Raw genomic sequence first — 14,528 nt, 5'->3', positions numbered from 1 at the left:
CTATCCCTCGTCCGCCTCGAGCAGGATTTCGATACGCCGGTTTGCGGCTGCGAGCGGATCGTCCGCCACCTGGAGGCGCCTGTCAGCGAAGCCGGAAACCTGCTTGATGCGATCTTCCGCCAGGCCGCCATGCACCAGCATGTAATAGGCGCTGTGTGCACGGGACATGGAAAGGCGCCAGTTGTCGTTTTCGGTACCCTTGAACTGACGGCCGTCCGTATGTCCGCGCAGGACGATGCTGCCCTTCCGATCCTTGAGGATCTGGCCGATCTTCTCCATCGCCAGCACCATTTCGCGGCGCGGCACGGCCGAACCGATGTTGAACATCGGATCATCCGCCTGGTCGGAGATCGACACCAGCAGACCGCCTTCGGCAGGCGTCACGACGAGACCTTCCGCGAGCTTGCCGGCGATACCGGAAATCTGCTGCTGGATTTCCTTCTTCAGCTCGTCCGCAGCCTTCAGTTCGGCCTGCTCTTCCGCTTTCGCACCGTCTTCCGGCTTTTGTCCGTTGAGGTTGGCAGGCTTCGTCGCCTGCGCATCCGAGGCCGCCTGCGGTTTATCCATCTGCGTCGGGTCGGGACGCGGGATGGGAATGGCAACCGCCATCTGGGTCTGCTGCAGTTGCGTGTTGGCTTCCGTGGATTGCCGCGCCTGCTGGTATTGCGGCGCCTGCCCCATCTGGGCGAGCGGATCGTCACTCGCCGTGGTCTTCACAGCCTGCTCGGGTCCTTCGGCGTTGGACATCTGCATCTGCCTGGTCCAGAAGTCCGGATCGAAGGGGTCGCGGTAGGCCTGGCCGCCGTCGGCACCGGTCGCGGGGCCGGAATCGCTGGCACCGCCCTCGCCCTTGGCGCTGACATTCGCCTGCTGGCCCACTTGCTGAGCGATCTCGGCAAGAACGGAATAGGGGTTTTCGAAGAAGTCCGCTTCGGAGTAATTGGGCTCGTCACCTGACGTCGAGGTCATGTCCTCGCCGGTCGCCGCCGCAGAGCCCTGAACGTTGCCCTCGGCCTTGACCTTTGACTTCTCGCCGTTTTCCTGGCCCTCGGCCGCGTCGACCGGCTTTTCCAATCCCTTCGAGGCCGGGGTCTCGTCGGAAAGCTTGATCGGGTTGAAATAACTCGCCATCGAGGCTTTCGTCTCCTCGTTGGCGGCGTTGACCAGCCACATGACGAGGAAAAACGCCATCATCGCGGTCATGAAGTCGGCATAGGCGATCTTCCAGGCGCCACCATGGACGCCGTCGTCGTGTGCGCCGCCATGTCGCTTGACGATGACGACCTCGTTCTTGCCGTGGTGATGGTTTTCGCCTTCGCTCATCCCAATACCTTCTTCAGACTCGCCAGCCATGCGGACATCCGGGTCACAAGGGCGCTCTCGCCGATGTCGACTGCAATATCCAGGTCAGGCGCTTCGATGTGGCGCAGGAGTGGGGTGGGCTCTCCAAGCGCCGTTTTCAGTTTTTCGAACAGATGCAGCGGGCCGCGGACGGTCAAGGTCCCGACGTCGCCCTCGAGTATTGCGCTGCGGATGATATCCGCCATATCGGAGATCGCCTTGGCGACGAGCGCTTCGTCGAGAAGAGGCGACAGGATCCTTGCCGTCTGATCGCTGACCGCCTGCGCCGTCAATCCGGCAATGCCCTCAAGTCCGGCCGCGATCACCGCAGCCGTTTCGGTTTCATATTTTTCGCGCAGTGCCGCCATTTCTTCCGCATGTGCGGTCAGAAGCGCCTGCCGCTCTTCATCAAAACGCTGTTGAAGCTCCTCGGACGCAGCGTCATGGCCTTTTGCATAGGCTTCGGCGCGCTCGGCTTCGATATCAACAGGCTCCTCGACAACAGTGGGAAATGCCTGATCGTCTTCGAAGCCATCGCCGAAACCATCGGCCAGCAAGGGCAGTGGTGGGGCCTGCGGCTCGCTGAAATCCTTCAGGTAGCGGGCGAGCGAAGCACTCATCGAGCATCCCCCTGCCCTGCCGTCGCCTTTCGTTCGAGGCTCGTCATGAGCCTCCCGAAAGCGCAAATCGTCACCGCTGCAATCATCGTATCATCCCGACAAGGTTGCCATTCGTTTGTCCCGGCGACACAAGACACTTCGCCGGACTTTAGCGGAACGGTAGGAAGTTAAACTTGCGCGAGGATGAAGGGCGGCGGCCGGGTGACCGGCGCCGCGCAGTCTTAACCCTGCCGGAACAACTGCAGGATGTTTTCGGCGTTGGTGTTGGCGATCTGGAGCGACTGGATGCCGAGCTGCTGCTGGGTCTGCAACGCCTTCAACCGCGTCGATTCTTCATTCATGTCCGCATCGACCAGACGGCCGACACCCTTGTCGATCACGTCGGTCAGGGAGGCGACGAAGCTTTCCTGCAGATCGATGCGCTTCTGGATCGAGCCAAGGCTCGAAGCGGCGCTCGTCATCGCCAGAAGCTGTTTGTCGAGGAAACGCTCCATCATATCAAGCACCGCGTCAGTGTTCGGCGCCGAGCCTGGGACCATCGTGTTCATCTTTACGACGAGGTCGTTCAGCTTGTTGATGTCGACCGTGGTGACCGACATCCCAAGTTTTCGGTTATTGAGATTGTTCGCAGCGGTCACAACGAAATAATATTTTGTGGTGCCGTCGTCGTGAGCAGGGGTCGTTACCGCCGGTGCCCCAGCCGGATCGGTCGTCGTCACCTGAGCCCATTTGCCTTCCCCGACCTTCAGATAAAAATTGCCGCCGACAGCATAGATGCTCGTGTCGATTGTATTCGTATCCGCGCCCAGCGCCATCAATTGGCTTTCGGCGAGAACCGAGACCGCGTAGGACGCGCTCGTTGAACCCATCGTGCCGTTGGAGGTGATCATGTCGACGGCGACTTCGCTCTCGGCGACGAACTTCACGGACGAGTCCAAGATGCCGAGATTGCCGCCGTTGAGGTCGAAAAGGACCGTTTTGGAATCAAGCGTATAATCGACGGTCTTGACCGCGACATCACCGGAGGCGGTGCGGGTGAACGACGCAACCACCTGTTTGACGACCGGTCTTTCCTGAGCGTTGGTACCGCCGTCGCTGATATAGTCCTGAAGCCAGTTCTCGCCGGAGAAGGTCGCCGAGTCCGAGATGCTCTTCAGCTGTTCCTGGAGCTGGGCGATTTCTTCCTGGATCTTGCCGCGATTGGAGCCGACGCCGTAAGCCGCAACGATCTTGGATTTGATCTCGACGACGGTGTCGATCGCGCTTTCCATTGCCGTGTAGGCTGTGTCCACCTTGGCGGCGCCGAGGCCAAGCGCGTCCTGGATGGTCGAGAGCGCATGATTGTCGGAACGCATCGTGGTTGCGATCGACCAGTAGGCGGCATTGTCCGCGGCTGTCTGGACACGCATGCCCGAGGAAACCCGCGCCTGAGTGATTTCCATGTTGCGATCGATCGAGCGCAACGTCTGCAGGGCAGCCATAGCGGCGGGATTGGTCAAGATGCTGGTCATCGGCCGTGCCTCGGTCAATTGGTCTGGAAATCCGGAGTACTTCACCGGAAACGACGAGAGGCATCATGCGTACCGCCACTCAGCATCACAGATGCGGGCGGTCTGTCGTTCTTAACAAATCGTTAAATCGACAGTTATCAAACCCGGTCGAGGATTGGCAAGAAGTTAATGAAGTCTTAACGACCTATCCGACAACGGTGCAGGTTTCGCGCAAGCCACGCGCCAAACGCGGAAAAACCGCGCCTCTTTCGAGACGCGGTCTTCTTTCCGGAATATTTGCTATCACGCCAGCAGAGCAGGACGAAACCGCTCCTAGCCTAGAGCGCCGCTTACTGACGGAAGAGCGACAGAATATTCTCGGAACTGGTATTGGCAATCGAGAGCGACTGGATCGCAAGTTGCTGCTGGGTCTGCAGGGCCTTGAGCCTGGTCGACTCTTCGCTCATGTCCGCATCCACCAGTCGGCCGATACCGCTGTCGATGGAGTCGGTCAGCTTGGAGACGAAAGCTTCCTGCATGTCGATGCGCTTGTTGATCGACCCGAGTTTTGCCGTTGCGCTGATGAGCTTTTCGAGCTGACCGTCGACGAACGAGTTGAGAGCGGCCATGAGATCGGCATCGTTGGCCTTGGTTCCCATCCCGAGATAGCTGACACCGTTCGAGTTGCGATAGTCATCGAGCTTGGTGATGTCCAGTTCGGAGATGGAGATGTTGGAGGCGTACTTGATGCCTGCGGTTGCAGTCGCACCAGCCGAGAAATCGTATCCCTTGGTGGTGTAGACAGCGTCGATGTAGGCGCCACCGACTTTGATGAGATAGGTGCCGCCGGTGCCGGACGTATAGATGCCGTTGGTGTCGCCCTTCATGTAGACGCCGCCGCCGACATCCTTCCAGAGCGCGTCCGTTGCGTAAAACGCGGCAGTGTTGATCTTGCCGAAGTAATCCTTGTCGTTGGTCGTGCCATCGTCAAAGTTGATCGCCCGGAAGCCGTTGAAGGAATTGCCGTCGAGCAGGCCGCCGTGACCGCCGCTCAAGTCGAACAGGACGTTCGTTTCGTTCAGAACAACATCCACCGATTTGACAGCGACGTTGCCATCGGGATCACGGATGAACGAGCTCACAACCTGCTTGACGACCGGGCTGGCCGCATAGATCACGCCCGTGGTGGGGTTGGAGGCGCCGCCGACTTCGGCCTGCAGCCAGTTTTCACCGGAGAACGAAGCAGAAGAAGTGATGCTCTTCAACTGATCCTGCAGCTGCGAGATTTCTGCCTGGATCTTCGTCTTGTCGACGCCGGCTTCCGAGGCGGTAACGAGCTTGTTCTTGATTTCCTTTACGACGTCGACAACGCTTTCCATTGCGGAATAGGCGGTATCAACCTTGGCGGCGCCGAGACCGAGGGCGTCCTGAACTGCGGAAAGAGCGCCGTTGTCAGAACGCATTGTGGTCGCGATCGACCAGTAGGCGGCGTTGTCGGACGCGGTGCCGACGCGCAGGCCAGAGGAAACCCGGTCCTGGGTGGTCTGCATCTGGCCGTCGATGTTACGGAGAGTCTGGAGAGCAGCCATAGCTGCGATATTGGTAAGAATGCTGGTCATTTTGGTTTGCCCCTTGAATGGCTAGATGGAAGGGACATTTCCGGGATTACACCGGTGAACGTTGGCTTGGCCTGATGCCTGTTAACCTTTTCTTCGTCTTGGTTAACCCATCGTTTCGATGAGCTCAGTTAAGGTGGAAATGGTTAACAAAGGTTAAATGGAATTTACGAAAGTTAACAAAAACTACCGGGACATAAAAAAAGCCGCGCCCCAAAAGGGCGCGACTTCTTTGTGCGGAATGACGCGTCTTATTAGCGGAAGAGCGACAGGATGTTCTGCGAGTCGGAGTTGGCAATCGAGAGCGACTGGATCGCCAGCTGCTGCTGGGTCTGCAGTGCCTTGAGCCTGGTCGACTCTTCGTTCATGTCCGCATCCACCAGTCGGCCGACACCCTTGTCGATCGAGTCGGTGAGCTTGGAGACGAAGTCCGACTGCATCTCGAGCCGCTTCGCAACGGCGCCGAGCTTGGCCGCCCCACTGTTCATCGCTTCCAGCTGACCATCGACGAACGAGGTCAGTGCCGCCATGATATCTTCATCTGTGGCTTTGGTGCCGAGGCCGAGGTAGCTGACACCGCTGGAGTCGCGGTAGTCTTCGAGCTTGGTGATGTCGAGGTCGGAAACCGAGATGTCCGAAGCGTACTTGATGCCGCCCGTCGCCGTGGCACCGGCCGAGAAGTCGTAACCCTTGGTCGTGTAGACAGCGTCGATATAAGCGCCGCCGACCTTGATCATGTAGGTACCGTTGGAGCCCGAAGAGTAGACGCCGTTGGTGTCGCCGCGCATGAAGACGCCGCCGCCGATGTCCTTCCAGACGGAGTTGGTCGCATAATACGACGACGTGTTGATCTTGCCGAAGTATTCCTTCTGGTTCGTCGTGCCGTCGTCGTACTTGATGGCGCGGTAACCGTTGAGGGCGTTGCTGTCGAGCAGACCGCCGTGGCCGCCGCTCAAGTCGAACAGGACGTTGGTTTCGTCGAGAACGACGTTGATGGATTTGACCGTGACATTGCCTTCGCTGTCACGGATGAACGAACCGACGAGCTGCTTGGTGATTTCGCTGGCGGCGTAGATGATGCCGGTGGTCGCGCTCTGCGAGCCGCCGATTTCGGCCTGGAGCCAGTTTTCGCCGGAGAACGAAGCGGAGGAAGCGATGCTCTTCAGCTGGCTCTGCAGCTGGGTGATTTCTTCCTGGACCTTGGACTTATCGACGCCCGGTTCGGAAGCGGCAACCAGCTTGTTCTTGATTTCGGTGACGACGTCGATCGCCGATTCCATGGCGGAATAGGCAGTGTCAACCTTGGCGGCGCCGAGGCCGAGAGCGTCCTGAACTGCAGAAAGAGCGCCGTTGTCGGAACGCATGGTGGTCGCGATCGACCAATAGGCAGCATTGTCGGAAGCAGTACCGACGCGCAGGCCCGACGAAACGCGGCTCTGCGTGGATTCCATATCGGTCGCGATGCCGCGCAGCGTCTGCAGAGCAGACATAGCTGCAATGTTGGTAAGAATGCTTGTCATTTTAGGTGCCCCTTGAGTGGCTGATTACGAAAAGGGACATTCCGGATTTCACCGGGAACAGCGGTCAGCATCATGCTTGTTAACCATTTAATTTTCTTGGTTAACTCACTGTTTCGATGCTGTTAGGTAACCGCAATATGGTTAATGAATATTGAAGCCGATCGGGAAATTGAGAAAAGCGATTAGGAAATTGAAAAAAGCCGCGCCCGAATTCGGACGCGGCCCTTTTTTAAGTCCATGGCGTGGTCAGCCTCCGCGCCATTTTCCCTGTGTCGATTAACGGAACAGCGACAGGATGTTCTGCGAGTCGGAGTTGGCAATCGAGAGCGACTGGATCGCCAGCTGCTGCTGGGTCTGCAGTGCCTTGAGCCTGGTCGACTCTTCGTTCATGTCCGCATCCACCAGTCGGCCGACGCCCTTGTCGAAGGAGTCCGTCAGCTTGGAGACGAAGTCCGTCTGCATGTCGAGGCGCTTCGATACGGCACCGAGCTTGGCCGCCGCACTGTTCATCGATTCCAGCTGACCGTCCACGAACGAGGTCAGTGCAGCCATGAGGTCTTCATCGCTGGCTCTGGTACCAAGGCCGAGATAGCTGACACCGCTGGAGTCGCGGTAGTCTTCGAGCCTGGTGATGTCGAGGTCGGAAACCGAGATGTCCGTCCCGTACTTGATGCCGGCAGTTGCAGTCGCACCAGCCGAGAAGTCGTAACCCTTGGTCGTGTAAACCGCGTCGATGTAAGCGCCGCCAATCTTGATCATGTAGGTACCGTTGGAGCCCGAAGAGTAGACGCCGTTGGTATCGCCCTTCATGAACACGCCGCCGCCAATGTCCTTCCAGACAGCGTTGGTCGCATAATACGCCGACGTATTGATCTTGCCGAAGTATTCCTTCTGGTTCGTCGTGCCGTCATCGAACTCGATGGCGCGGAAACCGTTGAGGGCGTTGCTGTCGAGAAGACCGCCGTGGCCGCCGCTCAAGTCGAACAGGACGTTCTGTTCGTCGAGGAGGACGTTGATGGTCTTGACGGCGACGTTGCCGTCGGCATCACGGATGAAGGAACCGACGAGCTGCTTGGTGATTTCGCTGGAGGCGTAGATGATGCCGGTGGTCGCGCTCTGCGAGCCGCCGATTTCGGCCTGCAGCCAGTTTTCACCGGAGAACGAAGCGGAGGAAGCGATGCTCTTCAGCTGGCTCTGCAGCTGGGTGATTTCTTCCTGGACCTTGGACTTGTCGACGCCCGGTTCGGAAGCGGCAACCAGCTTGTTCTTGATTTCGGTGACGACGTCGATCGCCGATTCCATGGCGGCATAGGCAGTGTCGACCTTGGCAGCGCCGAGGCCGAGAGCGTCCTGAACCGTCGAGAGCGAACCCTTGTCGGAACGCATGGTGGTCGCGATCGACCAATAGGCAGCGTTGTCGGAAGCAGAGCCGACGCGCAGACCGGAAGAGACGCGGCTCTGCGTGGATTCCATGTCGTTGCTGATGCCGCGCAGCGTCTGCAGAGCAGACATAGCTGCAACGTTGGTGAGAATGCTAGTCATATTGATTGCCCCTTGAATGGCTAATTGTAGGAAGGGACATTCCGGACTTCACCGGGAACAGCGGTCAGCATCATGCTTGTTAACCATTTAATTTTCTTGGTTAACTCACCGTTTCGATGACCAAAGAATGAAGCAATATGATTAAGGAACATTGAAGTGATCCAGAGAATAAAAAGGGCCGCGCCCGAATTCGGACGCGGCCCTTTTTGAAGGTCGATGGCGCGGTCAGCCGCCGCGCCATTTTCCCTGTGTCGATTAACGGAACAGCGACAGGATGTTCTGCGAGTCGGAGTTGGCAATCGAGAGCGACTGGATCGCCAGCTGCTGCTGGGTCTGCAGTGCCTTGAGCTTGGTCGACTCTTCGTTCATGTCCGCATCCACCAGTCGGCCGACGCCCTTGTCGATCGAGTCGGTGAGCTTGGAGACGAAGTCGGACTGCATGTCGATGCGCTTGGAGACCGCACCGAGCTTGGCCGCAGCACTGCCCATCGCTTCCAGCTGGCCATCGACGAACGAGGTCAATGCCTGCATGAGATCCTCATCGCTGGCTTTGGTACCGAGGCCGAGATAGCTGACACCGCTGGAGTCGCGATAGTCTTCGAGCTTGGTGATGTCGAGGTCGGAAACCGAGATGTCCGCTCCGTACTTGATGCCGGCGGTTGCAGTCGCACCAGCCGAGAAGTCGTAACCCTTGGTCGTGTAGACTGCGTCGATGTAAGCGCCGCCAACCTTGATCATGTAGGTACCGTTGGAGCCCGAAGAGTAGACGCCGTTGGTGTCGCCCTTCATGAACACGCCGCCGCCGATGTCCTTCCACTGGGCAGTGGTCGAGTAGATCGCCGAGGTGTTGATCTTGCCGAAGTATTCCTTCTGGTTCGTCGTGCCGTCGTCGAACTCGATGGCGCGGAAACCGTTGAGGGCATTCTGGTCGAGAAGACCGCCGCGGCCGCCGCTCAAGTCGAACAGGACGTTCTGTTCGTCGAGGACGACGTTGATGGACTTGACCGAGACGTTGCCGTCGCTGTCACGAACGAACGAACCGATGAGCTGCTTGGTGATCTCGGTGCCGGCCTGAATGATGCCGGTGGTGGCGTTCTGAGTGCCGCCGATTTCGGCCTGCAGCCAGTTTTCACCGGAGAACGAAGCGGAGGAAGCGATGCTCTTCAGCTGGCTCTGCAGCTGGGTGATTTCTTCCTGGACCTTGGACTTGTCGACGCCCGGTTCGGAAGCGGCAACCAGCTTGTTCTTGATTTCGGTGACGACGTCGATCGCCGATTCCATGGCGGCATAGGCAGTGTCGACCTTGGCAGCGCCGAGGCCGAGAGCGTCCTGAACCGTCGAGAGCGAACCCTTGTCGGAACGCATGGTGGTCGCGATCGACCAATAGGCAGCGTTGTCGGAAGCAGAGCCGACGCGCAGACCGGAAGAAACGCGGCTCTGCGTGGATTCCATGTCGTTGCTGATGCCGCGCAGCGTCTGGAGCGCGGCCATCGCCGACACGTTAGTGAGAATGCTAGCCATAGTTGATTGTCCCTTTGAACGAAATACATGGAGGGGGACATACCGGACTGTATATTTTACCGGCACTTCGGTCCGGCATCATGCCAACTCGGTCTCTTCAATCTGAAGGAACACCAAACCCGTCGTGTGAGCCAAATCTCGCAGCAAATCCTTGCTAAGTTCTTTAAACAACACGACGACCTGAAAACCGTTCGGCCAGTATCCTTAACGAAGGGTGTACGAAGCGCCCGGCCTCCGGGAGGTCGGCTTCATGCAAGCTTGGCTTGCCACGATGCGCGGTGAAGCCGATTTGCCGGGACGCCGGCACAACTTTACTGGAGCGGGAAGCCTTGAAACCCCTGAAGATACAACGGCAATACGTCGCAGCACAAAATCACTTCGACAAAAAAGAATATCACGATGTATTGGGCATCCTGAACAAGCTGCTGGATGTTCACAAGGATCCGAGGCACTACGCACTCCTGGGCGCAACTCTGTTGAAGCTCAAGATGAAGACCGAGGCCGCCCAGGCGTTCCAAATTGCCGGCGAGATGGAATCTCCGCATAAGCTCAAGTACACGCGCGAAGCCATGCGCCTTCATTTCTCCAATAACGACGACATCAACGTCCTGCGCCTCGGTGCGCGCATTCTCAAAGAGGCGATTGCCGATCCGGACATGGCCGTCCTGATGTCCGGCGCTCTGATGCGCCAGGAACTGGAAGGCGCCGAAGCCTTCCGCAACACGCTCGCGCGAAGCGACGAGCCGACACACCGCCAACTCGCAGCCCGCTCGATCCGGCTCCAGGATCGGAGCGACGAAGAGAACAAGTGCATCCTGGAGATCTTCGAGAAAGATCCCGAGGATCGGATCGTGCGCAATTTCTATCTCTCAGCCATGAGAGACGCCCTCGATTACGATATCATCCGCAAATACGAGCCGATCCAATTCGAGGAAATCGCCAAAGGCGAATTCGAAGCGATCGCCGACGAGGTGTCGCTCTTCAATCTGCGCTGGTGCGACGATGAAAAAACGAACGCCATCGCGGGCTCCAGAATGGGCGAGAGAAAGCCCAAAAACGCCGCCTCGAAAAGGCACAACATGCCGCACCGCTGGGGCAGCAAGCTGCGCATAGGCTATCTTTCGGCCGACCTTTGGACGGAACACGCCGTCATGAAGGCGCTTCGCGGCATATTGGAATCGCACGACAAGAGCCGTTTCGACGTCACGCTCTTCTGCAACGCTCCCGCCGAACGGCTGCGCAACGACAACAACGCCATCCGCGAGGAATGGGGTAGGGTTGTCCGGATCCGGGGCATGACGGATGACGAGGCCGCCGAGGCGATCAAGGCTGAGAACATCGACATCCTCGTCGACCTGCAGGGGCATACCGCAGAAAACCGGGTATTCGTGATGAACCGCCAGACCGCACCGGTGCATGCGACCTGGCTCGGCTATCCGGGTACTGTGGTCAACGTCGACATCGACTACCTCATCGCGGACAAAACGGTAGTGCCGGAAAGCTCCTTCCAGCACTACTACGAGAAGGTCTGCTGGATGCCCGAGACGTTCTTCCCGAACGAAGCGGTTCACCGCCCGATGCCGCAGCCGATCGATCGGGCGCTCTGCGACATGCCCCAGGACGCCTTCATCTTCTCGTGCTTCCATAGTCACTGGAAGTTCACGCCCGCAACCATCGACCTCTGGGTCCGCGTTCTCAAGGAAACGCCGGAGAGTTATCTGTTCCTGATCTGCCGCGAACGGTTCGGTGCTCGAAAGAACCTGATCAAGGCCTTTGCGGAAGCGGGAATCCCCGAGAACCGCCTGATGTTCGGCGATCGCGTCAACAATTACGCGGCCTATATCAACCGTATCGGCCTGACGGATCTCGGCCTCGATACCTATCCGTATAACGGCCATACGACGACCTCCGAAAAGCTCTGGGCCGGGCTGCCGATGCTGACCCACAAGGGTAAGAACTTCGCATCGCGCGTCAGCGAAAGCCTGCTGAATGCACTCGGCCTGCCGGAAATGGTCGCCGATGATCGGGATGACTTCGTTCGCCGGGCGGTCCATTATTACAACAACCGCGAGGAGCTCGCCGAGGTGCGCAAGCGGCTGGAGGCAAACCGCTTCACGCATCCGCTTTTCGACGCCGAACGATATTGCCGGCATCTCGAGACCGCCTACACGATGATGGCCGAGAAGGCCAAGGCCAAGATCAAGCCCGATCACTTCAGCGTCCCGGCCCTCCCCCCGCGGGAAGGCCCGTTCAGCTTCCGCAAAAGCTGATATCCGAACCAAAAAGAAACGGCGGGAAATTTCCCGCCGTTTCCATTTCAGCAGGTCTGCGTTTAGTTGAAAGAACGAACCAGACTGCCGACCAGCAGGTTCCAGCCGTCGATCAGGACAAAGAAAAGGATCTTGAAGGGCAGCGAGATCGATGTCGGCGGCAGCATCATCATACCCATTGCCATGGTGATTGCAGCGACGATCATGTCGATGACCAGGAACGGCAGGATGATCAGGAAGCCGATTTCGAAACCGCGCCGTATTTCCGAGAGCATGAAAGCGGGGATCAGGACGCGGTAATCGACGGCCTGCGGCGTGCCGACGGACTGGTTTCGCTCCCGGGCAATTTCGACAAAGAGTTCCAGGTCCTTGTCGCGCGTATTGGCTGACATGAACACTCTGAACGGCTCCGCGATCCGCTGAACCGCCTCCGCCTCGGTGACCCGGTTCTGAAGAAGCGGCTGGACACCCTCGTTCCACGCCCTGTCGAAGGTGGGCGACATGACATAAAACGTCATGAACAGCGCCATCGAGACCAATATCATGTTCGACGGCGCGGTCGACAGGCCCATGCCCGAGCGCAGGATCGAGAAGGCGATCACGATCCGCGGAAAGCTCGTGACCATGATCAGGATGCCGGGGGCGACGGACAGAACCGTCAACAGCCCGAAAGTCCGGATGATCCACGCGGCTGCGGAACCATCGACCGGCAGATTGAGAAGATCCGCCGGCGATTGCTGGGCGAGCGCGAGCCCGGGTGCCGCCATCAGAGCGACGAACAGGTAGATCAGCCGAATCATGCGATCACGAAGGTCCTTTGCGTCATCTTCGATAGTCACCCGGACCAATGCAGGTCAACACCTGCGGGCCGCGTGCGGGGACTCGTACACAGAAAGGAGACCGCCCTGGCCGAACCACGATGCTTGGGCTGCCTACGCGACCATCATTCAGCTTGGCGCAAGTCTGGTCGCATAGCCTCAATCCAGGAATAGCTAATGGACGTACAGAGCCTGGAAAAGTCCCATGCTGGCTCTGACGTCGATCGGAAGCGCCTCGGAAACCTGCCGCTGAGCGTCCCTTGCTTGCGGCGAACCCGCTGCGCTTTCGAACAAATCAGGTCGAGGAAATTCGGTGTCTTCCATCAAACTCAGCATATGCATCCCCACCTACAACCGTGAGAAACACCTGCACGATTGCCTGGAACGGTGCCATCGCGATTTCCGCTTCGATTTCCCCTATGAAATCGTCATTTCCGACAACGCCTCGACGGACAATACCGGCGCGGTAGCCAAGGAATTCATCGAGCGGGGGATGCCGATCCGCTACGTCAGGGGCGCGGAGAATGTGGGGATGATCCCCAACATGAGCAGCTCCCTGCGGCTGGGACGCGGCGAATACCTCCTCTACCTCGCCGACGACGATCGCCTGATCCCGCAGGAAGTCGCCAATATCGTTGCTTACCTCGACGAAAATCCGAATATCACCGTCTGCCATGCGCCGTGGGCGATGTATGACGGCATCAACGAAGTCGAAGGCGGACTGTTCTACACGGTCAACGAAGACAAGGTTTTTCCGCAGAAAAGCTTCGCCGAAGTTTTCAACTATATGTTCCGGGGCCACATCTTCCCTGAAATCGGCATCTACCGCGCCAGCGCTTTCCGGTCCTCATGGGTTCCCAGGGATATCTGCTTCTACCCCTTCCCCATGCTTGCCCACTTCCTGGACCAGGGCGACATCGCCTTCCGGAGAACGCCCTTCTATCGCCAGGTCATCGCATCCAACGTCGAACGCGATCGTGTTCAGGGGGGCGCTCAGATCGCGGCAACAGGATGGGACCAGTATCGCGGTGGCCTGGAATACTTCCTCTACTTCGCATCGAAACGCGGTAAGGTCGGCACCTCGCCCGACGAACGCGCGACCCAGGAGCATCTCTGCAGAAACTTCACGCTGCAGCGGATGGCCGTCTCGATGCGACTGCTCGTCGGCATGCGCGAATACGTGAAGGCGTACGAGGTCTATACGAGAATGGTCTTCGGAGGCTTCGACGAGCATCCGGAAGTCATGTCCTTCAAGGAAGGCGGATTGCTCGCAACGGCACTGCAGACCCTTTCCTGGCAGTTGGGGGTGACCGCGGGCATCGAGAACCTCGTCATCTCCGGATATCCGGACATCGTAACTCTCAAGGAACGGCTCCAAAGGGTGAGGCTCCCTTCGCGACTGGAGATCATCGACGAGCCGGCGGAACCTACGCCCGCGCAACTCGAGAACACGGCGATCCTGGTGCATCTGCCGGAAGAGCGGGCCCGTTTCGTTGAGATGGGTTATCTGCCCAACCTCGTGTTCGCCCAGGACGATCTGATCAGGACCATTTTGCTTTAGCGCACGAAGGCGTTTAGCCCGATCGCCGGAGAAGCCCCATTCGCATGGTTTGCTGACGGTCGTCGTTCAACGGATAGGCCGTCAGTTACGGAGAGACGGAATTGAAAGCTGTAATTCTCGCCGGTGGGTTGGGAACCCGCATCTCTGAGGAGACGCATCTCAAGCCCAAGCCGATGATCGAAATCGGCGGACGGCCGATCCTCTGGCACATCATGAAGCTCTACTCCGC

The 14,528-nt window shown here is 58.5% G+C and carries 11 protein-coding genes; 3 read left to right on the top strand and 8 right to left on the bottom strand.

Going from position 1 to position 14,528, the window contains the following annotated elements; all coding sequences use genetic code 11:
* The 7 genes from C5J22_RS28025 to C5J22_RS31990 all read right to left on the bottom strand — a co-directional run bounded on the left by C5J22_RS28025 (position 1) and on the right by C5J22_RS31990 (position 9,650).
* Positions 1-1,323, bottom strand: a complete 1,323-nt coding sequence (locus C5J22_RS28025) for a MotB family protein (RefSeq protein ID WP_105440933.1) — start codon at positions 1,321-1,323, stop codon at positions 1-3.
* A complete protein-coding gene (locus tag C5J22_RS28020; RefSeq protein ID WP_105440932.1) occupies positions 1,320-1,961 on the bottom strand; it encodes a hypothetical protein in 642 nt (213 codons plus the stop codon). Before C5J22_RS28020 ends, C5J22_RS28025 begins: the two co-directional genes overlap by 4 nt.
* Before the next feature lie 221 nt (positions 1,962-2,182).
* Complete coding sequence (locus tag C5J22_RS28015; RefSeq protein WP_105440931.1) at positions 2,183-3,472, bottom strand: flagellin; 1,290 nt, start codon at positions 3,470-3,472, stop codon at positions 2,183-2,185.
* Between the two features lie 329 nt (positions 3,473-3,801).
* A complete protein-coding gene (locus C5J22_RS28010; RefSeq protein WP_105440930.1) occupies positions 3,802-5,070 on the bottom strand; it encodes a flagellin in 1,269 nt (422 codons plus the stop codon).
* A gap of 251 nt (positions 5,071-5,321) precedes the next feature.
* On the bottom strand, positions 5,322-6,587 hold the full coding sequence (locus C5J22_RS32000; protein ID WP_105440929.1) for a flagellin: 1,266 nt from the start codon (positions 6,585-6,587) through the stop codon (positions 5,322-5,324).
* A 276-nt stretch (positions 6,588-6,863) separates the two neighbouring features.
* Positions 6,864-8,129, bottom strand: a complete 1,266-nt coding sequence (locus C5J22_RS31995; protein ID WP_105440928.1) for a flagellin — start codon at positions 8,127-8,129, stop codon at positions 6,864-6,866.
* A gap of 255 nt (positions 8,130-8,384) precedes the next feature.
* Entirely contained in the window at positions 8,385-9,650 is a 1,266-nt protein-coding gene (locus C5J22_RS31990) for a flagellin (protein WP_105440927.1), read from the bottom strand.
* 329 nt (positions 9,651-9,979) lie between these two features.
* Here C5J22_RS31990 and C5J22_RS27990 point away from each other — a divergent pair, with 329 nt between their 5' ends.
* Positions 9,980-11,920, top strand: coding sequence for a glycosyl transferase (locus tag C5J22_RS27990; RefSeq protein ID WP_105440926.1), 1,941 nt, complete (start codon positions 9,980-9,982; stop codon positions 11,918-11,920).
* A 62-nt stretch (positions 11,921-11,982) separates the two neighbouring features.
* On the opposite strand, the gene fliP is transcribed toward C5J22_RS27990, so the two are convergent.
* Positions 11,983-12,720: a flagellar type III secretion system pore protein FliP gene (fliP, locus tag C5J22_RS27985; protein ID WP_046630710.1), complete on the bottom strand. Its 738-nt coding sequence runs from the start codon at positions 12,718-12,720 to the stop codon at positions 11,983-11,985.
* A 331-nt stretch (positions 12,721-13,051) separates the two neighbouring features.
* Between fliP and C5J22_RS27980 the strand changes: the two genes are divergently transcribed.
* Positions 13,052-14,299 carry a glycosyltransferase family 2 protein gene (locus tag C5J22_RS27980; RefSeq protein WP_105440925.1) on the top strand — a complete coding sequence of 416 codons (1,248 nt, stop codon included), beginning with the start codon at positions 13,052-13,054 and terminating at the stop codon, positions 14,297-14,299.
* Positions 14,300-14,400: 101 nt separating this feature from the next.
* Positions 14,401-14,528: sugar phosphate nucleotidyltransferase (locus C5J22_RS27975; protein WP_172746801.1), on the top strand; the 128-nt coding region annotated here is incomplete at its 3' end.

The organism is Neorhizobium sp. T25_13 (assembly GCF_002968675.1).
Taxonomy (GTDB): domain Bacteria; phylum Pseudomonadota; class Alphaproteobacteria; order Rhizobiales; family Rhizobiaceae; genus Neorhizobium; species Neorhizobium tomejilense.
Note: the sequence above shows the minus strand (reverse complement) of the source record. Positions and strands in the feature narration are given on the sequence as shown.